Source organism: Brevibacterium sp. NPDC049920, assembly GCF_040656435.1.
Classification (GTDB): Bacteria; Actinomycetota; Actinomycetes; order Actinomycetales; family Brevibacteriaceae; genus Brevibacterium; species Brevibacterium pityocampae.
In genome coordinates this window covers 233,628-260,604 of record NZ_JBFAMF010000001.1, presented here as the reverse complement: position 1 = coordinate 260,604, position 26,977 = coordinate 233,628, and the positions used below count along the sequence as shown (strand labels likewise).

The 26,977-nt window shown below is 72.7% G+C and carries 24 protein-coding genes and 1 tRNA gene; 18 read left to right on the top strand and 7 right to left on the bottom strand.

Annotation, left to right across the window (positions count from 1 at the left end; all coding sequences use genetic code 11):
* From AB0I45_RS01220 to AB0I45_RS01185, 8 genes are all read left to right on the top strand, one after another.
* Nucleotides 1-843 carry a Fic family protein gene (locus AB0I45_RS01220; protein ID WP_137318105.1) on the top strand — a complete coding sequence of 281 codons (843 nt, stop codon included), beginning with the start codon at nt 1-3 and terminating at the stop codon, nt 841-843.
* A gap of 138 nt (nt 844-981) precedes the next feature.
* A complete protein-coding gene (gene ssd / locus AB0I45_RS01215) occupies nt 982-2,019 on the top strand; it encodes a septum site-determining protein Ssd (protein WP_137318104.1) in 1,038 nt (345 codons plus the stop codon).
* A complete protein-coding gene (locus AB0I45_RS01210; RefSeq protein ID WP_137318103.1) occupies nt 2,016-3,173 on the top strand; it encodes a TadA family conjugal transfer-associated ATPase in 1,158 nt (385 codons plus the stop codon). Before ssd ends, AB0I45_RS01210 begins: the two co-directional genes overlap by 4 nt.
* Nucleotides 3,174-3,201: 28 nt before the next feature.
* Nucleotides 3,202-3,894 (top strand): type II secretion system F family protein, encoded by a 693-nt coding sequence (locus tag AB0I45_RS01205; RefSeq protein ID WP_137318102.1) that lies wholly within the window; start codon nt 3,202-3,204, stop codon nt 3,892-3,894.
* Nucleotides 3,895-4,136: 242 nt separating this feature from the next.
* Complete coding sequence (locus AB0I45_RS01200; RefSeq protein ID WP_175406795.1) at nt 4,137-4,559, top strand: type II secretion system F family protein; 423 nt, start codon at nt 4,137-4,139, stop codon at nt 4,557-4,559.
* Nucleotides 4,560-4,716: 157 nt separating this feature from the next.
* Nucleotides 4,717-4,965 carry a DUF4244 domain-containing protein gene (locus AB0I45_RS01195; RefSeq protein WP_360316185.1) on the top strand — a complete coding sequence of 83 codons (249 nt, stop codon included), beginning with the start codon at nt 4,717-4,719 and terminating at the stop codon, nt 4,963-4,965.
* Between the two features lie 4 nt (nt 4,966-4,969).
* A complete protein-coding gene (locus AB0I45_RS01190; protein WP_137318099.1) occupies nt 4,970-5,320 on the top strand; it encodes a TadE family type IV pilus minor pilin in 351 nt (116 codons plus the stop codon).
* A complete protein-coding gene (locus tag AB0I45_RS01185; protein ID WP_295687844.1) occupies nt 5,317-5,691 on the top strand; it encodes an Rv3654c family TadE-like protein in 375 nt (124 codons plus the stop codon). The genes AB0I45_RS01190 and AB0I45_RS01185 overlap by 4 nt, the downstream gene beginning before the upstream one ends.
* An 8-nt stretch (nt 5,692-5,699) precedes the next feature.
* On the opposite strand, the gene AB0I45_RS01180 is transcribed toward AB0I45_RS01185, so the two are convergent.
* Nucleotides 5,700-8,159 carry a DEAD/DEAH box helicase gene (locus AB0I45_RS01180; protein ID WP_360316180.1) on the bottom strand — a complete coding sequence of 820 codons (2,460 nt, stop codon included), beginning with the start codon at nt 8,157-8,159 and terminating at the stop codon, nt 5,700-5,702.
* Between the two features lie 89 nt (nt 8,160-8,248).
* On the opposite strand from AB0I45_RS01180, the gene AB0I45_RS01175 reads away from it, so the two are divergent.
* The gene (locus AB0I45_RS01175; RefSeq protein ID WP_295687837.1) at nt 8,249-10,111 is read left to right on the top strand and encodes a class I SAM-dependent methyltransferase; all 1,863 of its coding nucleotides are present in this window, start codon (nt 8,249-8,251) and stop codon (nt 10,109-10,111) included.
* Nucleotides 10,112-10,114: 3 nt separating this feature from the next.
* Here the strand turns inward: AB0I45_RS01175 and AB0I45_RS01170 are convergent, their stop codons facing one another.
* Complete coding sequence (locus AB0I45_RS01170; protein ID WP_360316176.1) at nt 10,115-12,109, bottom strand: cation-translocating P-type ATPase; 1,995 nt, start codon at nt 12,107-12,109, stop codon at nt 10,115-10,117.
* On the bottom strand, nt 12,106-12,561 hold the full coding sequence (locus tag AB0I45_RS01165) for a metalloregulator ArsR/SmtB family transcription factor (RefSeq protein ID WP_295687831.1): 456 nt from the start codon (nt 12,559-12,561) through the stop codon (nt 12,106-12,108). Before AB0I45_RS01165 ends, AB0I45_RS01170 begins: the two co-directional genes overlap by 4 nt.
* Nucleotides 12,562-12,858: 297 nt before the next feature.
* Between AB0I45_RS01165 and topA the strand changes: the two genes are divergently transcribed.
* Nucleotides 12,859-15,705, top strand: a complete 2,847-nt coding sequence (topA, locus tag AB0I45_RS01160; protein WP_360316172.1) for a type I DNA topoisomerase — start codon at nt 12,859-12,861, stop codon at nt 15,703-15,705.
* 100 nt (nt 15,706-15,805) lie between these two features.
* Here topA and AB0I45_RS01155 read toward each other — a convergent pair whose 3' ends face one another.
* On the bottom strand, nt 15,806-16,552 hold the full coding sequence (locus tag AB0I45_RS01155; protein WP_360316169.1) for a lipoate--protein ligase family protein: 747 nt from the start codon (nt 16,550-16,552) through the stop codon (nt 15,806-15,808).
* 72 nt (nt 16,553-16,624) lie between these two features.
* Between AB0I45_RS01155 and tmk the strand changes: the two genes are divergently transcribed.
* On the top strand, nt 16,625-19,477 hold the full coding sequence (gene tmk / locus AB0I45_RS01150; protein WP_360316166.1) for a dTMP kinase: 2,853 nt from the start codon (nt 16,625-16,627) through the stop codon (nt 19,475-19,477).
* On the top strand, nt 19,474-20,640 hold the full coding sequence (locus AB0I45_RS01145) for a DNA polymerase III subunit delta' (RefSeq protein ID WP_247425466.1): 1,167 nt from the start codon (nt 19,474-19,476) through the stop codon (nt 20,638-20,640). Before tmk ends, AB0I45_RS01145 begins: the two co-directional genes overlap by 4 nt.
* 48 nt (nt 20,641-20,688) lie before the next feature.
* Here the strand turns inward: AB0I45_RS01145 and AB0I45_RS01140 are convergent, their stop codons facing one another.
* Nucleotides 20,689-21,801, bottom strand: coding sequence for a M20/M25/M40 family metallo-hydrolase (locus tag AB0I45_RS01140; protein ID WP_360316163.1), 1,113 nt, complete (start codon nt 21,799-21,801; stop codon nt 20,689-20,691).
* A 99-nt stretch (nt 21,802-21,900) separates the two neighbouring features.
* Between AB0I45_RS01140 and AB0I45_RS01135 the strand changes: the two genes are divergently transcribed.
* From AB0I45_RS01135 to AB0I45_RS01115, 5 genes are all read left to right on the top strand, one after another.
* A tRNA-Thr gene (locus AB0I45_RS01135) sits at nt 21,901-21,973 on the top strand.
* A 170-nt stretch (nt 21,974-22,143) separates the two neighbouring features.
* A complete protein-coding gene (locus tag AB0I45_RS01130; RefSeq protein ID WP_360316160.1) occupies nt 22,144-23,019 on the top strand; it encodes a universal stress protein in 876 nt (291 codons plus the stop codon).
* A gap of 28 nt (nt 23,020-23,047) precedes the next feature.
* On the top strand, nt 23,048-23,689 hold the full coding sequence (locus AB0I45_RS01125; protein WP_360316157.1) for an NUDIX hydrolase: 642 nt from the start codon (nt 23,048-23,050) through the stop codon (nt 23,687-23,689).
* Between the two features lie 35 nt (nt 23,690-23,724).
* Nucleotides 23,725-25,200 (top strand): RNB domain-containing ribonuclease, encoded by a 1,476-nt coding sequence (locus AB0I45_RS01120; RefSeq protein ID WP_360316154.1) that lies wholly within the window; start codon nt 23,725-23,727, stop codon nt 25,198-25,200.
* Between the two features lie 271 nt (nt 25,201-25,471).
* A complete protein-coding gene (locus AB0I45_RS01115; protein WP_360316151.1) occupies nt 25,472-26,020 on the top strand; it encodes a histone deacetylase in 549 nt (182 codons plus the stop codon).
* A gap of 16 nt (nt 26,021-26,036) precedes the next feature.
* Here the strand turns inward: AB0I45_RS01115 and AB0I45_RS01110 are convergent, their stop codons facing one another.
* Nucleotides 26,037-26,336 carry a helix-turn-helix transcriptional regulator gene (locus AB0I45_RS01110; protein WP_360316148.1) on the bottom strand — a complete coding sequence of 100 codons (300 nt, stop codon included), beginning with the start codon at nt 26,334-26,336 and terminating at the stop codon, nt 26,037-26,039.
* A gap of 11 nt (nt 26,337-26,347) precedes the next feature.
* The gene (locus AB0I45_RS01105) at nt 26,348-26,698 is read right to left on the bottom strand and encodes a type II toxin-antitoxin system RelE/ParE family toxin (RefSeq protein ID WP_360316145.1); all 351 of its coding nucleotides are present in this window, start codon (nt 26,696-26,698) and stop codon (nt 26,348-26,350) included.
* 75 nt (nt 26,699-26,773) lie between these two features.
* Between AB0I45_RS01105 and AB0I45_RS01100 the strand changes: the two genes are divergently transcribed.
* Nucleotides 26,774-26,950, top strand: coding sequence for a hypothetical protein (locus AB0I45_RS01100; RefSeq protein WP_360316142.1), 177 nt, complete (start codon nt 26,774-26,776; stop codon nt 26,948-26,950).
* Nucleotides 26,951-26,977 lie beyond the last annotated feature (27 nt).

Here is a 26,977-nt window from a genome sequence, read left to right as displayed (position 1 = left end):
ATGAGTGAGCTCGGCTCAGCGCTGCGTGCCCTGGCCGCTCTCGACCCGGTGGACGAGGCCGTGACCAGGGCACGCAATGCGTGCACGGAGCTGCGCTGGCACAACGCGCTGCGCAAGCGGATGCCCGAGTGCCGCGTCGAATCCACGGTGCGCGCCGCCCGCGCCTCGTCCGCGCTCGAGGGTGCCCGCTATCCCATCGCCTACGTGCGCGAGGTGATCGGCGCCGGGCGCGAGGTGCCCGATGACATGTCCGGCACCCAGCTGTCCGCCGCCGTGCGCGTCGCCGCGGTCGCCCAGGAGTACTCGGAGCGGCCCGACGCGCTGCGCGGCGGGCTCGCTCACATCCTCTCCAAGCTCTCGCTCGCGGCCGGCGCCGGTCTCGTGCCCGACGAGCAGCTCGGCCGCCCCCGGCTCGCCGGCGAGGTGCCCGGCGACCTCGGCGGGCTGCCGCCGGCCCCGGGGCCCGAGGAGCTCGCCGACCGCCTCGGGCAGCTCGACGCGCTGCTGGCCGACCCGACCCTGCCCGGACTCGTCGTCGCCGCGATCCTCCAGGGCGAGATCATCGCCCTGCGCCCGTTCGTGATCGGCAACGGGCTCATCGCCCGCGCCCTGTTCCGGATCCAGCTCGTGTCCTCCGGCGTCGACCCCACCGGGGTGGGCGTGCCCGAGGCCGCGTTCCTCTCCGATGTGCAGGGCTACGGCCAGGGCGGGGCGGCCTACACCTCCGGTTCCGACGTGCCCGGGTGGATCGTCTCCTGCGCCACGGCTGTGGAGAAGGGCGCCGGGGAGGGCCGCACCGTGTGCCAGGCCGTCCAGTCCGGGAAGATCCCGCAGAACATCTGACCAGTGACGACACCGCGCGGTTCGTCCTCAGGTCACAGGCCGTCGACGTGAGGTCACAGGTCGCTCGCTGGCGCCGGTCCGTCCACAGGTCGGTGGTCCCGGCGTGCGCCTCGGCGGCCGTCGGCGCACCGTGGGAGCATGCCCCGCATCGCGCTCCTCACCCAGCTCCCCAGCCTCGTCGACCACTGCGCAGCGATCGCCGACAGCATCGGCATCACCCTCGACGTGCTCGCCCCGCAGTCCGGCGGGTGGCAGGGCGCCGTCCTCATCCTGCTCGGTGAGGACGTCGTCGACCCGCCCCAGGCCGCCGGCGTGCCCACCGTGCTCATCGCCCCGGCCGAGGCGCACGACGCCTGGTCGAACGCCGCCCGGCTCGGCGCGGACCACGTCGCCCTCCTGCCGGCGGCCGGGGAATGGCTGACCCAGCGGATGATCACCGCGGTCGAACCCCCGGCCGCCCCGGCCACGACGATCGGCGTCGTCGCCGGGTCCGGCGGGGCGGGCGCCTCGGTGCTCGCCTGCGCGCTCGCCCGGCAGGCCGCCGGCCAGTCGATCGCGACCGTCCTCCTCGACGCGGACCCGTTGGGCGGGGGCCTCGACCTCGTGCTCGGCTGCGAGGACATCCCGGGGCTGCGCTGGCCGGCGCTCACCGCCTCGAAGGGCCGACTGCGACCCTCGACGCTGACGCAGGCGCTGCCGCGCTTCGACGACCTCGCGATCCTGTCCTGGGACCGGGAGGGCCGTGAGGAGCTCACCGGGGAGGTGTTCGACGCCGTCCTCACCGCCTCCCAGCAGGCCTTCGACCTCGTCATCGTCGACCTGCCCCGCCACGCCCCGGCCGCGTGGGCGCGCGCCTGCCACCACCTCGTGCTCGTCACCCCGGCCCGGGTGCGCGCCGCGGTCGCCGCCGCCCGCGTCGCCCGCCGGCTCGCCGAGGTCCACCCCGGGGTGCGCCTCGTCGTGCGGGAGTCCGACCGGTTCGGCCTCGACCCGCACCTCGTCGCCGACACCATCGGGCTCGACCTCGCCGGGACGCTCACCGACGACGGCGGGCTCGCCGCCCGGATCGACCGCGGGGAGGGGATCCCCGCCGGTCGCACCCGCCTGGGCCGGTTCGCCGAGGACCTCCTCGCAGACCTCCTCGCCCTCGATGCGGCGGCCGGGATCGCCTCATGAGCGAGTGGATCGAGCCCGCCCTCATCGCCGAGGTGCGCGACCACCTGCTCGAGAACCCGGGGCCGGTGACCGCCTCGGCCGTGGCCACCGCCGTGCAGCGCACCGGCCGGGTGCTCGGCGCCGGCGCCCTGCTCGAGCTCGTGTCCCGGATCTCCGCGCAGCTCGCCGGGGCCGGGCCGATCCAGCCGATCCTCGACGCGCCGGGTACCACCGACGTGTTCGTCAACGGCCCGCGCGACATCTGGGCCGATCGCGGGGCGGGTCTCGAACCGGTGCCGATCTCGCTCGGCACCGAATCCGACGTCCGGGCGCTCGCGGTGCGGCTCGCGGGGCTGGGCGGCCGCCGTCTCGACGACTCGAGCCCGCTCGTCGACGTCCGGCTGCCGGACGGGGTGCGCCTCAACGCCGTAATCCCACCGCTGTCCGGGGACACCACCGTGCTGTCCTTCCGCGTTCCGCGCGCCTCCGGCTTCCGCCTCGACGAACTCCTCACCGGCGGGTTTGTGCCGGCGCCGGCCCACGAGCTGCTCCTCGAGGTGCTCGCCCGGAGGGCGAACTTCCTCATCTCCGGGGGCACCGGCTCGGGCAAGACCGTGCTCCTCGGTGCGCTGCTCTCCGAGGTCGCCGCGGATCAGCGGCTGCTCGTCGTCGAGGACTCCCGCGAACTCCTCATCAGCCACCCCCACGTCGTGCAGCTCGCCGCCCGGCAGAGCAATGTCGAGGGCGTCGGCGAGGTCGCGATGACCGACCTCGTGCGCAATGCGCTGCGGATGCGCCCCGACCGGCTCGTCGTCGGCGAGTGCCGCGGTGCGGAGGTCCGCGACATGCTCACCGCGCTCAACACCGGGCACGAGGGCGGGTGCGCGACGATCCACGCGAACACCGCGCAGGCCGTCACCGCCCGGCTCGAGGCGCTCGGTGCGCTCGCCGGGATGAGTCCGGCGGCTGTGCGGTCCCAGATGGCGACAGCGATCGACCTCGTCATCCACGTCCGCCGTGAGGGAAACACCCGCGGCATCGCGCAGATCGCGGTGCCCGCCGCGCACCGCGACACCCGGATCGAGATGCTGCCGGTGTGGGATGCCGGCGACGGGTTCTCCGAGGCGGGAGTGACGGCAGTGCGCCGGCTCCTCGAGCAGCGGGCCGCGACGTGAACCCGGTCGTGGACTGGAGGGAGGCGCGATGAGCTGGCAGCTGGGTCTGGTCACCGGGCTGCTCGTCGGCTGCGGGTACTGGCTGCTCGCCGATCCCGCCGGCGCCCGGCGTCTGCGCGCGCTGACCTCGCCGCGCCCCCGCGCGAGCGCGCCTCGGCGCCGGCGCACCCCGGAGGACCGGCACGCCGCCGCGGTCGCCGTCGTCGACCGGGCCGTCGAGCTGCTCCGCGTCGGGATGCCGCCGTCCGTCGTCATGGCCCAGCTCGCCGGGCTCGCCGAGGATTCCGACCTCGAGCAGGCACTGCTGCGGATGAGCCGCTCGCTCGAGCTCGGTGACCCGCCGCACGAGGCGATCCGCCGCCACACCGGCTCTCTCATCCCGGCAGCGGCCGAGGTGTTCGACGGGATGGCGGCCGTGTGGTTCGTCGCGGAGACCGCCGGGGCGCCGGCCGCCGACATGCTCGCCCGCTACGGCGACACCTGCCGGGAGAAGGCCGACTCCGCCCGTGACAGAGCCGTGGCGCTCGCCGGGCCCGCCTCGACGGTCAAGGTCCTCACCTGGCTGCCGCTCCTGTCACTGGGACTCGGACTGCTCATCGGGACCGACCTCGCCGCACTCCTGTCCTCCGTGCCCGGGCTCATCAGCCTGGGCGGGGGAGCGGTGCTCCTCCTCGTCGGCCGGCTGTGGATGCGGTCCCTGCTGCGGAGGGCGACGGCATGATCCTCCTCATCGCAGCGGTGGCCGGGCTGCTCGTCGGCTGCGGCTGGTGGCTGTTCGATCCCGGCGCGGACACCCGGCTGAAGTCGCTTCTCGGAGCACCGCGGGGCGGTCGTGGGAAGAGCGTCGGGGATTCGGACCGGGGCCGAGGTGCGCGCAGCGGTGCAATGGGAAGTCGGGTCGCGGAAGGCTCGGGCGAGAGGGCGGCGGGTGCCGGAGAGCCGGGCCCGTCGCCGACCTCGGCGATGAGTGCTGTGGACGCGCTCGCCTTCGACCTCGACCTCGTCTCGATCTGTCTGCAGACCGGGTTGCCGACGGAGCGGGCGCTGTCGCTCGCCGCAGCCGCCGGGGGCGACCGGACCGGGCTCGACCGGCTCGGCCGGTCCCTTGCGCTCGGGGAGATCGACGACTCGAACGAGGAGCTCGCCGCGGTCAGCCGGCTCGTCCTCTTCTCCCGCTCCACCGGCGTCGCACTCGCCCCGCTGCTGCGCGGCCTCGCCGGGGACCTGCGGCGCGCGGAGCACCGGCGGCGGCAGATCGCGGCCGCCCGCCTGGGTGTCGAGCTCGTCGTGCCGCTCGGTGTGTGCGTGCTCCCGGCGTTCCTCCTGCTCGGCGTCGTCCCGGTGGTTCTCAGCCTCGTCGACGACCTCGGAGTGCTCTTCGGCTGAGCCGGGCCCGCGGCGGCTGGTCACAGGGGCTCCCGCGGCTGCGACCTCCGGCCTGTGGACAGCCCGCCGCCATCCACAGGCGCAGATGGGCTCTGGTCCGCGGTGCGGCGGCGGCAGAGGATCGGAGGACCATCGGATCTCACGGAAAGGACCCACGATGGACACCACCGCACACACCCCGACGACCACCCCACCCGCAGACGACCCCGCCGCGGCACTCGTACCGACCCGCAGCGCAGCACTCGCCGTGCTCGAGGACGACCGCGGAGCGACGACAGCGGAGTACGCGATCACCACGCTCGCAGCCTGCGGCTTCGCCGCGCTCCTCGTCGTCGTCCTCAAGTCCGACCCGATCAAGGACGCGATCACCGGCGTGATCTCCACCGCCCTCGGACTGGGGGCCTGAACCGATGTCGGCCGCCCGTGATGACCGCGGTGCCGCGACCGCGGAGTTCGCCATGCTCATGCCCGCGCTCGTGCTCCTCATCGCGCTCATCACGGGTGCCGGCACGATCGGCCTGTCCCAGCTGCGCGCCCACGACGCCGCACGCGCCGCCGCCCGGGAGGCCGCGCGCGGCGAACCCGAACGCACGGTGCGCCACGAGGCGACGGAGAAGGCCGGTGACGGATCCACGGTCGCCGTCCGCCACGAGGGCGGGTACACCACGGTCGAGGTCACGCTGCCGCTGCCGGAAACCCTGCGCTTCGTCCAGGAATCGGTGAGCGCCACCGCCACCGCGCGGACGGAGGGCATCCGGTGATCCGGCCCGGGCACCTCCGCGACGACCGGGGCTCCTCGACGGTGCTCGCAGTGTCGCTCGGCGCAGCGGCACTCACCCTCGTCGCCGGCCTGGGGCTCGGCGCCCAGGCCTTCCTCGCCCACGCCCGCGCCGACGGTGCGGCTGACCTCGCCGCGATCGCCGCCGCCGATGCCGCCCGCGGCATCATCCCCGGTGACCCTTGCGAGATCGCCGCGGAGACCGCGGAGCGCAGCGGAGTGGAGGTCACCGAGTGCATCGCCCGGCCGGACCTCGGTACCGCGAAGGTCGTCACCGAGGTCGACCTCCCAGCTCCGCTCGGGAAGGTCAGCGCGACAGCGGTCGCCGGATCCCCGACCGGGGAGAGCAGGTGAGTAGGGTCTCAGCCGAGGAGTGCGCGCAGGATGCGCACCGCGCCGGCCTTGTCGAGCGGCTCGTTGCCGTTGCCGCACTTGGGCGACTGGATGCACGAGGGGCAGCCGGAGATGCACTCGCAGGACTCGATCGCCTCCAGCGTCGCCCGGTGCCAGTCGGTGAAGCAGTCGAAGCCCCGCTCGGCGAACCCGGCACCGCCGGGCTGTCCGTCGTAGACGAACACCGTCGTCATGCCCGTGTCGGCGTGCATCGCGGTCGACACCCCGCCCACGTCCCAGCGGTCGCAGCCGGCGAACAGCGGCAGCAGGCCGATCGCGGCGTGTTCGGCGGCGTGCACCGTGCCCGGCACGTCGGCGCGCTCCAACTCGGCATCGGCAAGGAGCTCCGGCGGGGCCGTGAACCACACCGCCTGGGTGCGCAGCGTGCGCTCGGGCAGCTCGAGGGGGTGCTCGGCGAGCACCACCCCCGTGCGCTGCTGGCGCATCTGGTAGGCGACCACCTGGTCGACGACCTCGACCATCCCGGTGAACACCCGCGCGCCGGACGGCAGCGTGATCGAGTGGTCGGTCGACTCGATGCTGATCTCCGTCACCGACTTCGCCTGCGTCGAGTAGTCGACGTTCGCCGCCTCGACGAACGCCACGCGGGCGTCGAGGTCGAGCTCGCGCACGGTGAAGGTGCGCCCCTGGTGCATGTACACCGCCCCGGTGTGGCTCTGCGTGTGCGCCCCGGCGTCCTCGATGGTGCCGAGCAGCGTGCCGGTGGACTCCTCGACGATCCGCACCTGTCCGCCTCCGGAGCCGCGGATATCGGTGAGCGCGGCGGCATCCTCGGCCTTCGCCCAGAACCAGCCTGCCGGGCGCCGCCGGAGCATGCGGGCCTCGGCGAGCGAGGCGAGGACCTGCTCCGCGGTGTCGCCGAACTGCGGCAGATCGGCCTCGGTGAGCGGGATCTCGGCCGCGGCCGCGCACAGGTGCCCGGCGAGCACGAACGGATTGCCGGGATCGATCACCCCGCCGTCCACGGGTGCGCCGAACACCGCCTCGGGGTGGTTGACCACATAGGTGTCGAGCGGGTTGTCGCGCGCGATGAGCACGGCCGCCCACTGCTGTCCGGCCCGGCCGGCGCGCCCGGCCTGCTGCCACAGCGAGGCGAGCGTGCCCGGCCAGCCGGCCATGACGACCGCGTCGAGACCGGCGATGTCGATCCCGAGCTCGAGCGCGTTCGTCGAGGCGACCGTGCGGAGCCGGCCGTTGCGCAGGCCGGTCTCGAGCAGCCGGCGCTCCTCGGGCAGGTAGCCGCCGCGGTAGGCGGCGACGGTGCGCGGCAGAGTGGAGTCGACGCGCGCCACCTGGTCGCGGACCGCCTCGGCGAGCGCCTCGGTGCCGCGGCGGGAGGCGATGAACGCGATCGAGCGGAAACCCGCGCAGGTGAGGTCGGTGAGGAGGTCGGCGGACTCCGCGATCGTGCTCCGCCGGGATGCATCCGTGCCGGTGGGCTCCTGGGCCCGTTCCCGGTCAGTCCCCGGGGCAGGGCCGGGGACAGGTGTGAAGGCCGACTCCCGGGCGGATGGGCCGCGCGAGTCCGCGAACGGGTCGTGCCCCGGGCCACCGACGACGGCGGGATCAGGATCCTCCCATTCCAGGCCCCACGGCTCCGGCAGGAGGGGCGGCTCCCAGAGGACGAAGTCCCCGGCCGCCCGGGGCGAGGCGTCCTCGGTGATCGCGATCGCCTCGCGCCCGGTGATCCGGGCGAACGCCGCGGCGGGGTCGGCCATCGTCGCCGAGGCCCCGACGATCACCGGGTCGGCGCCGTAGTGTCGGGCGACCCGCACCAGCCGGCGGAGGATCAGCGCGACGTGGGAGCCGAACACCCCGCGGTACCGGTGCGCCTCGTCGACGACGATGAAGCGCAGCGTCTTGAACCAGCGGGTGAAGTACCCGTGCCGCGGCAGCACCGATCGGTGGAGCATGTCCGGGTTCGTGAACAGGACGTTCGCATGCTTGCGCGCCCAGGCCTTGTTCGCCTGCGAGGTGTCGCCGTCGAAGGTGCCCGGCCGCAGGCCCCGCAGCACCACCGAGCGGAGCTTCTCGTACTGGTCGGCGGCGAGTGCCTTCGTGGGGGAGAGGTAGAGCGTCGTCGCCGCGCGGGTGGGGATCTCATCCCGGGTGCGGACCACCGAGTCGAGCACCGGCAGCCAGAACCCCAGGGACTTGCCCGAGGCGGTGCCGCTGGCGATGACCACGTCCTCACCCCGGTGTGCCGCGTCCGCGGCCGCCACCTGATGCGTCCACGGCCGGTCGATGCCCGTCGACCGCAGGGCTGCGACCACCTCGTCGTCCGCCCACTCCGGCCAGTCCGCAGTGGTGCCGACGCGGGCCGGGAAGTGCTCGATGTGCCGGATCCGGTCCTCGCGCGCCCCGAAGTCGCCGATGAGATCGAGGAGCGCGGAACGGGAGTCGGACATGGCGCACATTCTCCCACGGGCACCTGCACCGAAGCAGCGGAGTCGACGGCTGGCGGCCGGGCGGATGTGCGACCGCGTAGCCTGGTGCGGTGACTCCCTCGCCTGCCTCCGCGCCGCTGCCTCAGCCCGACGTCGCCTGCCTCCGTGCCCTCGCCGAGCGGCTCCGCGCCGCCCAATTCACCCCGGCCGGTCTGCGGGCACTGTGGGGCGTCGACGCCGACGCCGCGCTGCAGCGCAACAACGCGACCCCGGCCCGGCTCCGCCTCCGCGGGAGGAGCGAGCCGCAGGCCGTGCTGGCCGGGCTCTTCGTGCTCCGCGTGCCGCAGCCGGTCACCGCGGTGAGGGCCGCGCTCGGCGAGGAGCTCTGCGATGCCCTCACCGAATCCGGACTGTTCGTACAGATCGCCGGCACGGCCCCTGCGCTCGGTGCCGGGCTTCCCCTGGTCCGTGCTGCAGCGCCGGGTGCTGCGGGGGCGGGCGCCGCTGCTCGGAGTGATTCGAGCTCGGTCCCTGCGGCGCAGGACGACCCGGCCCCGTCCGCCGCCCGCCCGGCGGCCTCGCCGCCGCGGCTCATGTCGCGCCTGGCACTCACCCCCTACGCGGTGCCCACCGGGGTGCCGCGGGGGCAGCGCCCCGGCGATGAGACGGTGTGGCTGGTCTCCGACCACGGCACGCTCACCCAGTCCGAACCGGTGTCCGACGACTTCGTGCTCGGACTCGGCGGGGCCGGCCGGACGCTCGCGGAGATCACCCCGCGCCACCGTGTGCACTCCGCGCTCGACCTCGGCACCGGCTGCGGGATCCAGGCGATCCTCCTGGCCCGCCACGCCGACCGCGTCGTCGCCACCGACTTCTCGATCCGCGCCCTCCACCTCGCGGCGCTCACCGCGCAGCTCAACGGGGTGGAGGAGAGCATCGAGTTCCGGCTCGGCTCCCTGTTCGACCCGGTGCCGGAGTCCTTCGACCTCATCGTGTCCAACCCGCCGTTCGTCATCACCCCGCAGGGCCGCGTCGGCCAGCTCGAGTACCGCGACGGCGGGATGGAGGGCGACGGGATCATGCGCACCCTCCTCGCCCAGACGCCCGGCCACCTGCGTCCCGATGGGCACGCGGTGTTCCTCGGCAACTGGGAGTACGGGCCGGACACCGTCGACCCCACCGGCTGGGTGGGCGACGCGCAGACCTCGATCATGGTCATCGAACGCGAGCGGCTCGACCCCGTGGCGTACGCGGAGACGTGGATCCGCGACGGGGGAGTCGCGCGCGCCACCCAGCGCTGGGCCGCCGACACCGAGGCGTGGCTCGCCGACTTCGCCTCCCGCTCCGTCGATCGGATCGGGTTCGGGTGGGTGCGCATGCACCGCCTCCCCGGCGAGGCCTCCGAGCTCGGCGCGACGGCACCCGGCGCCGGGGCAGAAGCGGGCGCCGGTGCCGATTCGGGTACCGGGCCCGCGGCCGGCAGCAGACCCGGGTCCGCCACCGGATCCGAAGCCGGCACTGCGGGCAATGACGACGGAAACCCGGGCAGCGACGCAGCGGTGCGGCATTTCGAGGAGCTCGATCAGCCGCTCGGCGCGAACGCCGCCGGTATCGCCGCGCACCTCGACACCCGCCTGGCGATGCTCGAATGGCTCGCCGCGGCCGACGACGCCGAACTCGCGGAGACCGCGTTCGTCCGCTCCGGGGACGTCACCGAGCACCGGCATTTCATGCCGGGCCAGGAGGCGCCGACGATGATCACGATCGAGCAGGGCACCGGCTTCGCACGGACATTCTCCTCCGACGCGGCGCTGTCCGGATTCCTCGGCGTGGCCGACGGCTCGCTCACCCTCGGCGCGGTGGCCGCCGCGCTCTCCGGCCTGCTCGAGGTCGAGGAGTCCGCGCTGCGCGCCCAGCTCATCGCCCAGGTCCGCACACTCGTGCCCGCCGGAGTCGTCTACCCGCAGGTGTGAGGGTCAGGCCGACCGGCGTTCCACTGCCCCGAGCCCCCGTGCCCGGGCCGCGCGCAGGCCGTTGAGGATGACGACGACCTCGGCGATCTCGTGGACGAGGACGACCGCCGCGAGTCCGAGCACGCCGGTGATCGCGAGCGGCAGCAGGATCACGATGATGGCCAGCGACAGGACGATGTTCTCGTTGATGATGCGCCGCCCCCGGCGCGCATGGTCCACCGCGCGCGGGATGAGCCGCAGGTCGTCGCCGGTGAACGCCACGTCCGCAGATTCGATCGCCGCATCCGTACCCGTGACGCCCATCGCGATCCCGATGTCCGCCGAGGCGAGCGCCGGCGCGTCGTTGATCCCGTCACCGATCATCGCCACCGGGCCGCGCCCGCTCTCCTGCAGCTCGGCCACGGCGCGCGCCTTCTCCTCCGGCCGCAGCTCCGCGCGCACGTCGGTGATCCCGGCCTCTCCGGCCAGCGCCTCGGCCGTTCGAGCGTTGTCGCCGGTGAGCATCGTCGTCCCCAGTCCGCGCTCGCCGAGCGAGGCGATGACCTCGCGGGCCTCCGGTCGGAGCTCGTCGCGCACCCCGATGGCGCCGGCCATCCGGCCGTCCCGGTGGACGACGACGACGGTCATGCCTCGGCCCTCGAGCTCAGCGACCTCCGCCGCGCAGACGCCGGGATCGAGCCACCGCGGACTGCCGGCCGCGATCCGGGCGCCATCGATCACACCGGTGATCCCCTGTCCGGCGGTCTCGGTGATCTCCTGGGCCCGGCCGGTCTCCTTTCCGGCCGCAGCAGGCTCCTCGGCGCGCACCGAACCGGGTGCGGCGGCGGTGATCGCGGCGGCGAGCGGGTGGGAGCTGTGGGATTCGAGCGCGGCCGCCCAGCCGAGCACCTCGGCCTCGGTGAACCCGTCCACGGTGAGGATCCGGGCGACGGCGGGTCGGTTGCGGGTCAGGGTGCCGGTCTTGTCGAGCGCGAGGTGGCGGATTCCGCCCAGGCGCTCGAACGCCGCGCCGGACTTGACGACGACTCCGAACCGCGTGGCCGCGCCGATCGCCGAGACGACGGTGATCGGCACGGAGATCGCGAGCGCGCACGGCGAGGCCGCGACGAGCACGACGAGCGCCCGCTCGATCCACAGGCCGGGGTCGCCGAGCAGTGAGCCGACCACCGCGACGAGCAGTGCCAGGACGAGCACGCCGGGCACGAGCGGCCGGGCGAGACGATCGGCGATGCGGGCCCGTTCGCCCTTCCGCGCCTGCGCCTGCTCGACGAGCCCGACGACCGTGGTCAGCGAGTTGTCCGCCCCGGGGGCGGTCGCCTCGACCTCGAGCACGCCCGAGGTGTTGATCGAACCGGCGAGCACCTCGTCCCCGGGACCGACCTCCACCGGGATGGACTCGCCGGTGATCGCCGAGACGTCGAGGCTGCTGCGCCCGGCGCGCACGACGCCGTCGGTGGCGCTGCGCTCACCGGCGAAGAGCCGGAACCTGTCGCCCGCCGCGAGCTGGGAGACGGGGACCGTGCGCGTCGTGCCGTCGGGTGCGACGACCGTGGCATTCGCGGGGATGAGCGTGAGCAGCGACCGCAGGCCGGTGCGGGCGCGGTCCATCGCGATGTCCTCGAGCGCCTCGACGATGGAATAGAGGAACGCGAGCGCGGCCGCCTCCTCGACGAAGCCGAGGACGACCGCGCCGATCGCACTGATCGTCATGAGCAGGCCGATGCCCAGCCTGCCGCGGGTGACGAGGCCCCGCAGCGCGCCCGGTGCGAACTGCGAGGCGCCGAGGAGGAGCGAGGCCCAGAACAGCACCTGCGCGGCAGGCTCCGGCAGGGCGCCGGGGACGAACCACTCGAGCGCGAGGCCTGCGACGAGCGCGACGCCGGAGAGGACCGGGATGATCACCGAGGTCCTGCGCCACCACGGAGTGTGCTCCTCGGACTCGGTCGGACCGGCGTCGGCGAGCGAGGTGGCCTCGCACCCGCACGCGGACCCGCTCACGATCGCGCCCCGGTGACGACGGCTGCATCGCTGCCGACGCCTCCTCCGGCATCCGGCTCGCCTGCAGAGCCGCCGTCCGCAGCGGTGCCCGTACCTTCCCCTGCGCCGTCCTCGCAGCATCCGGCCACCGGGCACTGCGGGTCGAGGCACGGGGCGTCGGCGTCGACGGCGAGGGTGGTGTCGAGGAGCGCGTCGAGCGCGCGGGCGAGGTGGCCGTCGGCGATCTCGTAGCGGGTGCGGCGGCCCTCGACCTCGGCGACGACGATCCCGCAGTCGCGCAGGCAGGTGAGGTGGTTCGACACGTTCGTGCGGGTGAGGCCGAGCATGCGGGCGAGCTCCGCCGGGTACCCGGGTGACTCGAGGAGGGAGAGGAGGATCCGGGAGCGCGTGGGGTCGGCCATCGCGCGGCCGAGGCGGTTCATCACGTCGAGGCGAGAGGCAATGGTCAGCATGTACTGACCATACACCGAACGCTGACCTATCCCGCGGTGCAGGCGCAGCTGCAGGCGCAGCCGCACCCGCAGCGCGGCCCGGCTCCGGCGCCCGGCGCGACTCCCGCACCCGCACCACGGCATCCGCACCCGCAGCACCCGCACCGCACCACCCCGCTCCGCCTCCCGCCCGGACCCCGTACATCGACATGTGAGACGGTAGAAGAGGCAAGTGCTACATTTCTCAGAGTTTCTCACCAGCAACAGCGGGACTGCCCGACGGACGCGTCGGCGACAGTCGCCCATGAAAGGACCGCCGTGGCATCCTCCACTTCGCAGCCGCGTCGACTCGTCATCGTCGAGTCGCCGACCAAGGCCCGTACGATCGTGGGGTACCTGGGTGACGGCTACGACGTCGAAGCCTCCGTGGGCCACATCCGCGACCTCCCGCAGCCCTCCGAGCTGCCCGCCGACATGAAGAAGGGGCCCTACGGCAAGTTCGCCGTCGACGTCGACAACGGCTTCGCTCCTTATTACCGCGTGGACCCGGGCAAGAAGAAGAAGGTCTCCGAGCTCAAGGCCCTCCTCAAGGACGCCGACGAACTCTTCCTCGCCACCGATGAGGACCGGGAGGGCGAGGCGATCGCCTGGCACCTCCTCGAGGTCCTCAAGCCCAAGATCCCGGTCAAGCGCATGGTGTTCCACGAGATCACCCCCGAGGCGATCTCCCGCGCGCTCGAGAACACCCGTGAGCTCGACACCTCGCTCGTCGACGCGCAGGAGACCCGCCGCATCCTCGACCGCCTCTACGGCTACGAGGTCTCCCCGGTGCTGTGGCGCAAGGTCAATCGCGGCCTGTCCGCCGGCCGCGTGCAGTCCGTGGCGACCCGCCTCGTCGTCGAGCGCGAGCGCGAGCGCATGGCATTCGTGCCCGCCGACTACTGGGACCTCGACATCGACCTCGCCGTGCCCGGCAAGGGCAACGCCTTCTCCGCCCGCCTCGCCACCTACCACGGCACGAAGGTCGCCAGCGGCCGCGACTTCGACGACGCCGGCAAGCTCAAGGGCAGGAGCGACGTCGTCGTGCTCGACGAGGAGATGGCGACCGCGCTCGCGAACACCCTCAACACCACGGCCAAGGATCGGCTCACCGTCTCCGCGCTGGAGACCAAGCCCTACTCCCGCCGACCCGCCGCCCCCTTCACCACCTCGACCCTGCAGCAGGAGGCCGGCCGCAAGCTGCGCCTGTCCTCCCGCCAGGCGATGCGCGTGGCCCAGTCGCTCTACGAGAACGGCTACATCACCTACATGCGCACCGACTCCTCGGCGCTGTCGGGCCAGGCGGTCTCCGCCGCCCGCCGTCAGGTCTCGGAGCTGTACGGTCCCGAATACGTGCCGGACACGCCGCGCATGTACTCCGGCAAGCAGAAGTCCGCGCAGGAGGCGCACGAGGCGATCCGCCCCGCCGGCGACTCCTTCCGCACGCCCGCCCAGGTGTCCGGGAAGCTCTCCGGCGACGAGTTCCGCCTCTACGACCTCATCTGGAAGCGCACCGTCGCCTCCCAGATGGCCGATGCCAAGGGCAAGACGGCCACGATGCGGATCACCGCCGACCTCGGCGAGGACAAGACGGCGGGCTTCACCGCCTCGGGCACGGTCATCACCTTCCGCGGGTTCCTCGCCGCCTACGAGGAGGGCAAGGACGTCGACCGCTACGACACCGGGGCCGGCGAATCGCGCCTGCCCGAGGTGTCCGAGGGTCAGCAGCTCACCGTCGATCGCGCCGAGGCCGCCGGCCATACCACCGCTCCGCCGCCGCGCTACACCGAGGCGAGCCTGGTCAAGACCATGGAGGAGCTCGGGATCGGGCGCCCCTCGACCTATGCCGCGATCATCTCCACGATCCAAGACCGCGGCTACGTCCGCACCCGCGGCAATGCGCTCGTCCCCACCTGGGTCGCGTTCTCCGTGGTGCGGCTCCTCGAGCTCCACTTCCGCGGGCTCATCGACTACCAGTTCACCGCCGGCATGGAGTCCGACCTCGACCGGATCGCCTCCGGCGAGGAGGACCGCAACGACTGGCTGACCGCGTTCTATTTCGGCGACCGGACCGAGGATCATCCCGGTCTCAAGCCGACCGTCGACGACCTCGGCGACATCGACGCCCGCGAGATCAACACGATCGAGATCGCCGAGGGCATCGACCTGCGGGTGGGCCGCTACGGCCCGTATCTCGAGGTGGCGCAGGACGGTGAGGACCCCAAGCGCGTGTCGGTGCCGGAGGACCTCGCCCCCGACGAGCTCACCGCGGAGAAGGCCCGCGAACTCATCGCCAGCCACGGCGACGGGGATCGCGAGCTCGGCACCGATCCGGAGACCGGGCACACGATCGTCGCGAAGTCCGGTCGTTTCGGCCCCTACGTCACCGAGGTGCTGCCCGAGGCCGAGGAGACGAAGGGCCGCAAGAAGGTCAAGCCGCGCACCGGCTCCCTCTTCAAGTCCATGGACCTCTCGACCGTCGACCTCGAGCAGGCGCTCAAGCTGCTGAGCCTGCCGCGCGAGGTCGGGACCGACGCCGAGGGGACGGTCATCACCGCGCAGAACGGCCGCTACGGGCCCTACCTCAAGAAGGGCACCGATTCGCGCTCGCTCACCGAGGAGGAGCAGATCTTCTCGATCACCCTCGACGAGGCGCTCGAGATCTACTCCCAGCCCAAGCAGCGCGGCCGCCGTGCCGCCGCACCCCCGCTCAAGGAGCTCGGCGAGGACCCGGAGTCGAAGAAGCCGGTCGTCGTCAAGGACGGGCGGTTCGGGCCCTACGTCACCGACGGGGACACGAACGCAACCCTGCGCAAGGACGACTCCGTCGAGGGCATCACCCCGGCGCGCGCCTTCGAACTCCTCGCGGAGAAGCGGGCCAAGGGTCCGGCGAAGAAGAAGACGACCGCGAAGAAGGCCCCGGCCAAGAAGACCGCAGCCAAGAAGCCTGCCGCGAAGAAGTCGACGACGGCCAAGAGCACGGCGTCGAAGACGGCAGGCTCGAAGACCACGGCTGCGAAGAAGCCGGCGGCCAAGTCGACGACGGCGCGGACCACCGCGGCGAAGAAGACGACTGCGAAGAAGGCCACGGCGACGAAGTCGACCGGCAAGCCGACCACCGCCTGATCCGAACTGCGCGGTATCCCGAACCGAGCGCGCAATTGCGCGTCCGGTTTCGGATACCGCGCAGTTCGCGTTCTCCTGCCGCGTGACCGGCCCGCGTGAGTCAGAGCCGGTGCTGCTCGACGTACCCCTCGGCGGCGCTCGCCTCGGCCGCGGTGAGGGTGCCCGGCTCCACGGTGAACCGCTCGGAATACGCGGTGCGGAATGCGGCCTCGACGGCATCGGCGGTGACGCCCGGGTGCACCTCGCTGATCGCCCCGCCGGTGGCCGGGTCCCAGTCGACGCCGAGTGCTGACTGGATGTCGGTGAGCACCGCGCGGATCGGATCCGGGTCGGCGACGACGACGGAGGAGGAGAACAGCCAGCCGCTGTGGGTCACCCGCTGGGCGGTGCCGATCGCCTTGATCCGACCGGCGACGTTGACGCTGTGCTCGCCCGGGCAGTACTCGCCGGGGATCTCGCCGAGCCGCGCATCGACGCCCAGGCCCCGGAGGATCGCGGTGTACCAGTCGCCGAACCCGGTGAACCGCTCCTGCGTGCCGGACAGCAGACCGGCGGCGGGCTCGAGGTGGTCGATGACGAGACTGTCGCGGTGGTAGACGGCCACCCGACCGCCCAGTGAGCGCAATACCGGGGTGAATCCGTGGTCGCGGGCGGCGGCCACCGCAGCGGGGAAGCCGGGGAGGAACCGGTCGCGGGCGCCGAACGCAGCCGTGGGCTCCGGACGGTAGAGGCGCAGCACACCTGCGCGGCGCCCGGCCTTGACCTCGTCGAGGAGCGCGCGCGCCTGCGCGAGCGCGATGGTCGGGTCGGGGGAGACATCGTTCAGGGCGGTGAGCGTGATCGGCACCCGTCCAGGATAGGTGCGAATCCGACAGTCGGCTGTGACGCCGTGTCCGTGCCGGGTCGTAGAGTGGATGGCGTGAATACTACGGATCACCGCTCTGCCTCCCGGCCGGATTCCGCAGCGCCCCCGGCCTCGCTCGGCCCGGTCGCCGTGGAGGTCACCGGGTGGATGGTGATGTTCGCCCTCACCGCGCTCGCCTTCGGGATCGCCGGTCTCCACGGGGTCCGGCGGGTGCTCGACCCGGGTGCCGCGCACCGGATCGCGGAGTCCTTCGCGGACACCTCCTTCTCCCTGCCGCAGGCCGCCGGCGCTCTGCTCGTCGTGTTCGTGCTCGTCGCCGCTGGGGTGTTCGTCCCGCATTCGGTGTTCAGCAGGCTGAGCACACCGGCCGGCCGTGGTCTGCTTGCCGGCGGGGCGGCAGCGACCGCAGTGGCATCGGTGTGCGTGTTCTTCTTCCCGGTCGTCTGGCTCATCTGGATCACCGCGCTGTTCCTCGGGATCACCACCGCGCTCCTCGTCCTCCAGGCCCCGCACCTGCACCGCAAGCCCTGGCGCACCGCCGGGGTCGCCGCGGTCCTGCTCCTGCTCACCACCTACGCCTTCCAGATCGTCGGCGGCACCCAGGCGGGCATCAGTGGTGTGCGCTGGTACCTGCTCATCGGCGCGGTGCTGCTCTTCGTGTCCTCCGCCCTCGCCATGCGCGCACCTGCCGGTGCCGGAGACCCGGTCACCGGGGCGTTCCCCGCCGGGTCGGCCGGCCAGGCGCTGCGCGGTCCCACCCCGATCGCCCGGCCGTGGGCGTGCTACCTGCTCTTCGGCGTGCTCGGCGCCGTCCTCGCCCTCGCGCAGCCCGCCGTGGCGGACCACCGGTTCGGGCAGGCCGGATTCGCCGTCATCGTGTGCGCCGCGTTCCTCGGCTGGGCGGTCGGCTACGAGGCCGGTCCGACGTTCGCCCCCGGCATGTCGCGCCCCCGCCTGACCTCCCTGGCACTGCTCACCGCCGGAGTGCTCACCCTGGCGCTCGGGATCATCGAGGAGCTGTCCGGCAAGGCCGTCCTCACCGCGATCGTCACCTTCGCCGTCGGCGTGGGCGTCCGCGCCCAGCGGTACGACTTCTCCCGCAGCATCGGGGTCGGCGCCGGCGTGGTCGCAGCGCTCCTGCTCACCATGCTCGACCTCGACACCGTCGTCGCGCTCAGCGAGAACGCCTCCTGGAACATCAGCGCCACCACCGTGGCCTACTCCGTGGTCGGGCTGGTGGCGCTCGTCGGCGGCATCATCGCGCTCTTCACCTTCTCCCCGCACGGCATCCAGGGACTCGGCGTGGACCTCGTCCACGCCTTCCGCACCCCCGCGGTCGCCGCTGAACGGGCCGAGGTGCCCGCCGCCTCGGAACTCGCAGCTCACGCCACCGAGCACGTCACCGGGCCGGGATTCTTCATCGCCGTCGAGGGCGGGGACGGCTCGGGGAAGACCACCCAGATCCAGCTCCTCGACGAGCACCTGCGCGCCCGCGGCATCGGCCCGGTCGTCCTCACCCGGGAACCCGGCGGCACCGACGCGGGGCGCGCCATCCGCGAGGTCGTGCTCGGCGGCTCCGGGGTGGCGCCGCGCAGCGAGGCGCTGCTGTTCGCCGCCGACCGCGCCCACCACGTCGCCTCGCTCATCGGCCCGGCGCTCGAGCGCGGTGAGACCGTCATCACCGACCGCTACATCGACTCCTCGCTCGGCTACCAGTCGGCGGGCCGTGAGCTCTCCACCGAGGACATCGCCGGGCTGTCGCGCTGGGCCACCGAAGGCCTGGTGCCGCACCTCACGCTCGTCCTCGACATCGACCCGGAGACCGCCGCGCAGCGCACCGCCGCCCGCGGCGAGGAGAACCACCTCGACCGCGAGGACCTCGCCTTCCGCCGCCGGGTGCAGGAGGCGTTCTTGGTACTCGCCTCCCGCGAACCCTCCCGCTACGCCGTCATCGACGCGAACCGGGAACCCGCCGCCGTCGCCGCGGACATCGCCGCGGCTGTCGACGCGCACATGTCCTCCCGCGGCGACCACCGGTCGCAGAACCACCCGCACGCCGGAGGACTAGCCGCGCCTGGTGACACCGCACCCTGCGGCACTGGAGCTCCCGGCACAGCACCCCGCGGCACTGCACCTTCCGACACCGCACTTCCCGGCACCGCAGGGCAGCGGCACGGCAGTGCAACCCAGCATCCCGGCAGCACAGCCCAACAGCCCGGTAACGCAGCCGAGCAGTCCGGTAACGCAGCCCAGCCCGGCCCATCGGCATCGCCGGCGCCGGCGCGTGCGCCTGCCTCGGACGAGGCGGAGACCACCGTGCTCGGCGCCCCGCCGGCGGGCAGCGCCACTGCCGGCAGCGACCCGTCCGAAGCGGAGACCACGGTGCTGCCCGCCTCGGCACCCGGCCGCGGGGCTCCCGGTGAGGACGACCCCACCACGGTCCTGCCGCCGGCGGTCTCCGGCGGCACGGGGTTCGGTGAGGACGATCCCACGACCGTGCTCCCGGCCCGCCACGCGAACCGTTCGGCACCCGGCTCCCAGCCGCCGCTGGGATCCCGGGCGCCGGAGCCGAACTCGCACGCAGTGCCCCGGCAGCCCGCGGGCCCCGCGGCGAGCGAGACCGCTCGGATGCCGGTCGTCGACCCGGCTGCGGGAACCGACCCGGCTGCGGGAACCGGTCCGGCCGCGGGAACCGGCGGGGACGCTGCCGCCGATCCGGAGGCTGAGAACGCCCGGGAGATGCCGCTGCCGCACTTCCACCAGCGTGTGAGCCGCGACCGGCTCGTCGCACAGGCGGAGCTCGAGCGGCAGGCCCGCGAACGGCTCCGCCAGTCCCGCCTCCGCCGCTCCGGCCGGGAGCAGCCGCGCGACCGCGGCGGGCACGACCCGAACGGCGGCTCCCGGTGAGCGTCTGGGACGAGCTCGTCGGCCAGGACACCGCGATCGAGCAGCTCCGGCAGGCCGCCCGGGCCACCGACACCGGCGGCGCCTCGGCGGCGATGACGCACGCCTGGCTCATCACCGGCCCGCCCGGCTCCGGCCGCTCGAACGCCGCGCGCGCCTTCGCCGCCGCGCTGCTGAGCCCGGACCGCGGCGAATCCCGCAGCCCCGCCGCGCAGCGGGCACTCGCCGGGACGCACGAGTCGATGACGATCATGGCCACCCAGAAGTCCCTCATCACCATCGACGAAGTCCGCGAACTCGTGTCCCAGGCGCAGAGCGCCCCGGTGAACGCCCCGTGGCGGGTGATGATCATCGAGGACGCGGACCGGATGGCCGAACGCACCTCGAACGTCCTCCTCAAAGCGATCGAGGAGCCCCCGCCGGCCACGGTGTGGATCCTCTGCGCGCCGAGCCCGCAGGACGTGCTGACCACCATCCGCTCGCGCTGCCGCAGCGTCACTCTGCGCATCCCGCCCACCGAGGCGATCGCCGAACTCCTGCAGACCCGCGACGGCGTCGACTCCGAGACCGCACTGTGGGCGGCAGCCGCCGCGCAGAACCACATCGGGCGGGCCAAGCACCTCGCGACGAACGACGACGCCCGCACCCGGCGGGCCCGGATCCTCGACATCCCGCAGACGCTCACCTCGCTCGGCTCCACCGTGCGCATGGCCGGACGGATCGTCGAAGAGGCGACCGAGAGCGCCAAGGAGCGCTCCGCCGAACGCGACGCACACGAGCGCGCCGCCCTCCTCGAGACCCTCGGGGTGGAACCGGGCAAGGCCGTGCCGCCCGCGGTGCGCGGACAGGTCAAACGGCTCGAGGAGGAGCAGAAGCGACGCTCCACCCGGGCGCGCAACGACGAGATCGACGCGATGCTCCTCGAGCTGCTCTCGCTCTACCGCGACGTGCTGCTGTGCCAGCTCGGACTCACCGAGGGCTGGATCAACCGCGGTGATGAGGAGCGGATCCGGGAGCAGGCAACTGCCTCGGACGCGCTGAGCACCCTGCGCCGGATCGACGTCATCGGGCAGGCCCGGACACGGCTGAGCACGAACATGACCCCGCTGCTCATCGTCGAGGCCGCCTTCATCGGGCTGTCGAACCCCTGGCTCACCGCGGACTGAACGCACGCGGGAGCCGGAACGGGCCGGCCGGCACTCGCCCCAAACCGATCAGTCGAGGATGAGCTCACCGACGAGGTCGCGGACGAGTTCGATCCGGCGCGGGATCCAGGCCTTGACAGCGTGCTCGCTGTCCGCGTGGGAGCCGCCGCCCACGGTGCCGAGGCCGTCGAGGGTGGGCACGCCGATCCCGGCGGTGAAGTTCCCGTCGGAGCCGCCGCCCACCGCGATCGACCGCAGCGGCGGGTGCCCCAGCCGGCCGGCGATCCGCTGCGCACGACCGTAGAGGCCCATCGACTGGCGCGGTTCGAGCGGGGCGCGGTTGATCCCGCCGCGCAGCAGCAGCCGGGCGCTCGGGTGGACCGGTGTGAGCGAGCGGAGCGCGGCGTCGACGCGGAGCTGCTCGGTGACGTTCGTGGCGCGGGAATCGATCCCGACCTTCGCGAGCGCCGGCACGGTGTTCGACGTGGTCCCGGAGTGCAGCACCGTCGGCACCACGGAGGTGCCCGCCTTCGCGTCGCCCATCTGCGCGATCTTCAGCACCTGGTGGGCCACCTCGGTCGTGGCGTTGATGCCCTTCTCCGGCTCGACGCCGGCGTGGGAGGCGCGACCGCGCACCTCGAGCTCGTAGATCGCGACCCCCTTGCGGGCGATCTTCACCGCCCCGTCGCCGCCCCCGCTCTCGAACACGAGTGCCGCACGGGCGCCCTCCGCCTCGGCCTCGATGAGGGCGCGTGAGCTCAGGGACCCGAGCTCCTCGTCGCCGGTGACGAGCAGGCTCACCCCGTCGAGGGAGTCCCCGCGCTCCTGGAGTGCGGCGAGCGCATGGAGCGCGATGAGGACGCCGCCCTTCATGTCGTCGGCGCCGGGGCCGCGGACGATCCCCTCGACGTCGGAGAACGGCAGGCGGCGGATCGTGCCGAGCGGCCACACCGTGTCGTGATGGCCGATGAGGACGACGGTGCGCGGACCCTCGCCGAACCGCCAGAGGACGTGCGGGCAGCCCTCGACGGTGACGATCCGCGGGGCGACGCCGAGCAGGTCGGTGCCGATCCGGGAGAGGAGCTCAGCAGACCGGGCGAGCGCCCCCGGATCCGAGGACGGCGACTCGCATTCGATGAACTCCTCGAACTCGCGCATGAAGCGCTGCATGTCAATGGCCACGTCGGTCTGAGGTCCTTTCGGGTGGGGCGCCACCCCACTCTACCGGGCGCCTTCTGCGGTTTTGACCGGGTCCGGCGCCCCCGGTACCCTGTACTGGTTGCCTCCTTAGCTCAGTCGGCAGAGCGTCTTACTCGTAATAAGAAGGTCGCCGGTTCGATTCCGGCAGGAGGCTCACGCTCCGGAGCGCCCCCACCGCACAGGTGGGGGCGCTCCGTCGTTCCGTGGCCCGCCCGCGCGGACCGCGGCCGTGACTACCACCGCCGCGCTTTGTTCTCTAGGATCGGGGTACACATGTTCGGCGAGGTCGTTCCCGGTCCTGGCACCGGGAAGCAAGGTGGAGCAATGCAGATCAACGGCGAGATCATCGTCGGCATCGACGGGTCCCGCACCTGCCGGGAGGCCGCCGCCTGGGCGCTCAAGGAGGCGCGCCACCACGGTGTCGGCGTCCGCCTCGTCTCCGTCGTCCGCCCTGCCGAACCCGGTGCCGAACCCACCGCCGAGGCGCGCGCGAAGGCTCAGGAGTCCCTCGATGCGGTGAGCGCGCAGCTGCGGGAGCTCCTGCCCGACTCCGCGTTCGACGCCGTTCTCGAAGCCGGCGATCCCGCCGAGGTGCTCGCCGGGATGTCCGAGCGCGCCGGACTCGTCGTCATCGGGCAGCACGGCTCCGACCAGGCCACCGGCGGACGGATCGGCACGATCTCCTCCGGCCTCCCCGGTCACGCGCTGTGTCCGGCCCTCGTCTACCGCGAGACCCAGGCGAGCGAGTTCGACTCCGCCGACGCCCACGTCACCGGTGGGGGAGGGGTCGTCGTCGGCCAGGACACTTCGGACTACGCCGGTGTCGCCGCGCTCGACGCAGCGGGCTACGCCGCTCGCACCGGAGTCGAGCTCACCATCGTCGTCGTCACCACCCCGCTCGCCGACGATGCGCGCGCCCGCGCCCAGTCCGAGTTCGACATGGCCTGGCTGCGCTCGCAGGTGCCCGGCCTCCGGGTGCGCACGGAGTTCGTCGAGGGCGATCCGGTGGACGTGCTCACCGAGCGGTCCGCGGACGCCGACCTTCTCGTCATGGGCAAGCGCGGGCTCGGCCGCTTCACGAGCATGCGCGTGCAGCTCGGCCGCACGAGCTCCGAGGTGCTCAACGCCGCGCGCTGCTCGCTGCTCCTCGTGCCGTTCCGCGACGACCCGGCGCTCGAGCACCGACGCACTGCCGACTGAGCGCCCCGCCGCTCCGCTGCGCCGCACCATGACCTCATCCGACCTCACCGCGTTCCCGCGGCCCTCGCTCGCCGTCGACACTGCCACCTTCTCCGTGGCAGAGGGGGCCCTCCACGTCGTGCTCGTCACCGACCGGCACGGCCGGCTCGTGCTCCCCGGGACCTTCGTCCACGAGCGTGAGCGCCTCGCCGCCGCAGTGCTGCGCAGCCAGGCGCAGAAAGCGGGGATCTCCGGGCGCGAACCCCAGCAGCTCAAGGTGTTCGACGACCCGGACCGCGACCAGCGCGGCTGGGTCGTCACCGTCGCCCACCTCGACGTCGTCGAGGCCGAGGTGGTCCGCGCCGGGATCGCCGCCGGCCGCATCACCCTCGTCCCCGCCGTCGAGGCGGCCCCCGGCGGGTCGATCAGCCTGCCCTACGACCAGCCGCGCGTCGTCGCCGAGGCGCTCGCCCGGGTGCGCGCCGACTACGCCGACACCCCGGACCCGTGGCGGCTCCTGCCCGGCTCCTTCACCCTGCGCGACCTCCAGCTGCTCCACGAGGCGATCCTCGGCGAGGAGCTGCAGCGCGACGCCTTCCGCCGCCGCATGGAACCGCTGCTCCAGCCCACCGGGGAGATGACCGACGGCCGCCGCGGCCGCCCCTCCCGGCTGTTCGTGCACCGGCAGTAGGGGCCCGCTGCCGGGTCCGGCAGTATTGTGCTGTCATGATCTCCCACCGGATGCGCGCCCACCTGCCCGGCCCGGCCCTGACCGAGGCCTACGACCGGATCGCCGCCGACCTCCCGCAGGAGTACCCTCCGGAAGCCCTCGCCGAGGCGCAGGCCGCCGTCGCCGAGCTCACCGACCCCACTGCACCCGGCCACGACGGCATCGACGGTGAGCGGGAGGACCTCACCGAGCTCGCTTTCGTCACCATCGACCCGGACGGGGCGACGGATCTCGACCAGGCGATGCACCTCGGCGACAGCCCCATCGAGGGCGCCCGCTGGCGGGTGCGCTACGCGATCGCCGACGTCGGCCGGTTCGTCCGGCCCGGCGGCGCGCTCGACGCGGAGACCCGCGCCCGCGGCCTCACCGACTACCTGCCCGACCGCCGCATCCCCCTGCACCCACCGGTGATCTCCGAAGATGCCGCCTCACTCCTGCCGGGAGCTGCGAAGGCCGCCTACGTGTTCGTCGTCGACGTCGCCGAATCCGGGTCCGTCGTCGCCCAGGACCTCGTGCGGGCCGTCATCGCCTCGGTCGAGCAGCTCGACTACGACACCGTCCAGGCCGACCACGACGCCGGCCGCCCGCTGCACCCGAGCATGGCCGCCCTCCCCGCGCTCGGCGCCGCCCTGCTCGCCCAGCAGCACGAGCGCGGCGGCATCGACCTCGCGATCCCCGACCAGGAGGTCGCCCGCAGCGACGAGGACACCTACACGCTGGCGTTCCGGCCGCGCCGGGAGATCGAGGACGCCAACGCGCAGATCTCGCTGCTCGCCGGCCGGGTGGCCGCCGACCTCATGCTCTCCGATGGCGAGGGGATCCTCCGCACCCTGCCCCGCCCGGATCAGGAGACGATCGCGGAGTTCACCGCCGTCGTGCGATCGCTCGGCTTCGAGGCGGATGGCACCTACCAGGAGATCCTCGAACGGATCGACCACACCGGCGCCGACCCCGCCGCGCTCGCCGTCCACTACGCCTCGCCCATGCTGTTCCGCGGCGCCGGCTACACCGTCATCGAACCCGGCATGGACCCCGGGTCCGCAGTGCAGGCCGCGGTCGGCGCACCCTACGCCCACACCACCGCACCCCTGCGCCGGCTCGTGGACCGGTTCGTCCTGCCGATCGCCTGGGGCGCTGCCCAGGGCGTCGCGGCACCGGAGTGGGCGCTCGCCGCGCTGCCCGAGCTGCCGGACCTCATGAGCGCGGCCGGGTCGCGCTCGCGGAAGGTCGAGAACGCCGTCATCGAGGCCACCGAGGCCGTGCTGCTCGCCGACCGGGTGGGGGAGTCCTTCGAGGGCGTCGTCGTGTCCCAGCGCGAGGCCAACCGGGACCGCCCGCCGCGCTACGAGGTGCACTTCCCCGAGCCCGCAGTCGTCGCCTTCGTCGAAGGCGAGGCCGAGGTGGGCAGTCGGATCGCACTCGAGCTCACCGCGGTGGACGTCGAGAGCGGGGAGCTCACCTTCGGGCGGTGAGCGGCCCGTCCTGGCACTGCGTGCTGGGCATGAAGAACAGGGTGCCTCGCCGTGGGCTCGAACCCGCGGGCGGCCGGTCGTGGGGGTGCATCCACCGTCACCTAAAGGCGCTGAGCATTCTTTGAGGAACGCCGTGCTCCATTCGAAGCCGGTGGGAATCGTCTGGTCATCGACGCCGAAACCCCGTGTGAGCTTGAACGACGCCGTCCGAGCCGCCAGCGTAGAGAGGGTGTCTGAAACACTTGTCTGGTACGTCAGCTACGGATCCAATATGTCGCGCGAGCGCCTCGCCTGCTATCTGCAGGGCGGCCGGCCGCCGGGCGCGCAGGTGACCTACCGGGGAGCGCGCGACCCCTCGATGCCCCGCGCCGAGGCGGGCGTCGACCTGCCGGGCAGCCTCTACTTCGCCGGTGAGTCCCGCGTGTGGGGCGGTGGCGGAATGGCGTTCTACGACCACGACGTGCCCGGTCCCACCCCGGCCAAGGCCTATCTGGTGACCGCCGGGCAGTTCGCCGACATCGCCGCGCAGGAGATGCACCGCATCCCGGACCCCGAGGACCCGATCGAGGAGATCGTCGTCGGCCTGGAGAAGAATGCCCGCCACCGGGCCGGCCCCGGCCACTACGAGACGCTCATCGACGTCGGCCGCCGTGAGGGCACCCCGATGCTCACCTTCACCGCACCCCACGGCAGTGCCGCCGTCGAGCACACCGTGCCCTCGACCCCGTACCTGTCGATGCTGAGCAACGGCCTGCGCGAGGCTCACGGGTGGACCGCCGACACCATCGAGACGCACCTCCGGTCCTGCATCGCCGCCTGAGTGGTGGGAACGGGTGTCAGCCGACCTGAACCCGTGAGTCTCCGGCGACGAATTCGATGGCGAGGTCTCCACCCACCGCCTCCAAATAACGACGGATCGTGCCGATCTTCGTACTCTCGAGGTCGCCGCGCTCGATCTTCGAGACCTGCCGCTGCGAGACGCCGATCCGTTGTGCCACCTCCACTTGAGTCAGACCAGCATCGGCCCGCAGTTCACGGAGTCGGTAGGCGCGCACTTCGCTGAGCATCCGTTCCTTGTGCGCATCGACGCGTTCGCGATCGATCGGGTGCTCGGCAAGGAACTCGTTGATCTTCATTGCCATAATGGTCACTTTCCTTCCATGGTGCGCAGATGTTCATCGAAGAGGTCGTCGGCACTCGGGATGTGTCTCCGATACCAGCTCTTCCAGCGTCCCGCCTTGTCTCCAGCGATCAAGAGGATCGCGTGGCGACGCGGGTCGAAGGCGAAGATTATTCGCAGCTCCGACCGGCCGCTCGAGCCCGGTCGCAGTTCCTTCATGTTCCGGTGGCGAGATGCGACCACGGTGTCCACAAGTGGACGCCCCGGGTGCGGACCGTGTTCCTCGAGAAGTTCGACAGCTGCGACGACGTGTTCGCGGGAGTCGTCATCGAGTGATGCGAGCCATTCTGAGATCAGTTCGATGTCGACGACCCACATGGCCAAACTATAGAACTCCCAGGTTCTATCGTCAAAGGTTCTGGTGCTGGTTCCCGGGGACCGAGGTGTGGCTGGGTGTCACCTTCTCCTTGCTCGAGCGAGGTGCCGCTCCTCACCTTCACCGACGGGCTCACCTGGCAGGAGATCGTGAATACCGGCGATGTCCCGGCCGACGCCGGCCCCCGGCGGCTGTGTTCGCCAGCGAGCGCCGCCCCTGCTCCGGAGGTGGATGAGAAGGGCCATGTGTCCTGAGTCCTCGTCGACCGTGAGTCACCGGCC

Excerpts from the sequence above, each read along its gene's own strand:
- AB0I45_RS01220 (WP_137318105.1), top strand. The coding sequence starts at position 1 with ATGAGTGAGCTCGGCTCAGCGCTGCGTGCCCTGGCCGCTCTCGACCCG.
- ssd (WP_137318104.1), top strand. The coding sequence starts at position 982 with ATGCCCCGCATCGCGCTCCTCACCCAGCTCCCCAGCCTCGTCGACCAC.
- AB0I45_RS01210 (WP_137318103.1), top strand. The coding sequence starts at position 2,016 with ATGAGCGAGTGGATCGAGCCCGCCCTCATCGCCGAGGTGCGCGACCAC.
- AB0I45_RS01205 (WP_137318102.1), top strand. The coding sequence starts at position 3,202 with ATGAGCTGGCAGCTGGGTCTGGTCACCGGGCTGCTCGTCGGCTGCGGG.
- AB0I45_RS01200 (WP_175406795.1), top strand. The coding sequence starts at position 4,137 with ATGAGTGCTGTGGACGCGCTCGCCTTCGACCTCGACCTCGTCTCGATC.
- AB0I45_RS01195 (WP_360316185.1), top strand. The coding sequence starts at position 4,717 with ATGGACACCACCGCACACACCCCGACGACCACCCCACCCGCAGACGAC.
- AB0I45_RS01190 (WP_137318099.1), top strand. The coding sequence starts at position 4,970 with ATGTCGGCCGCCCGTGATGACCGCGGTGCCGCGACCGCGGAGTTCGCC.
- AB0I45_RS01180 (WP_360316180.1), bottom strand. The coding sequence starts at position 8,159 with ATGTCCGACTCCCGTTCCGCGCTCCTCGATCTCATCGGCGACTTCGGG.
- AB0I45_RS01165 (WP_295687831.1), bottom strand. The coding sequence starts at position 12,561 with ATGCTGACCATTGCCTCTCGCCTCGACGTGATGAACCGCCTCGGCCGC.
- AB0I45_RS01130 (WP_360316160.1), top strand. The coding sequence starts at position 22,144 with ATGCAGATCAACGGCGAGATCATCGTCGGCATCGACGGGTCCCGCACC.
- AB0I45_RS01125 (WP_360316157.1), top strand. The coding sequence starts at position 23,048 with ATGACCTCATCCGACCTCACCGCGTTCCCGCGGCCCTCGCTCGCCGTC.
- AB0I45_RS01120 (WP_360316154.1), top strand. The coding sequence starts at position 23,725 with ATGATCTCCCACCGGATGCGCGCCCACCTGCCCGGCCCGGCCCTGACC.
- AB0I45_RS01115 (WP_360316151.1), top strand. The coding sequence starts at position 25,472 with ATGTCGCGCGAGCGCCTCGCCTGCTATCTGCAGGGCGGCCGGCCGCCG.
- AB0I45_RS01110 (WP_360316148.1), bottom strand. The coding sequence starts at position 26,336 with ATGAAGATCAACGAGTTCCTTGCCGAGCACCCGATCGATCGCGAACGC.
- AB0I45_RS01105 (WP_360316145.1), bottom strand. The coding sequence starts at position 26,698 with ATGTGGGTCGTCGACATCGAACTGATCTCAGAATGGCTCGCATCACTC.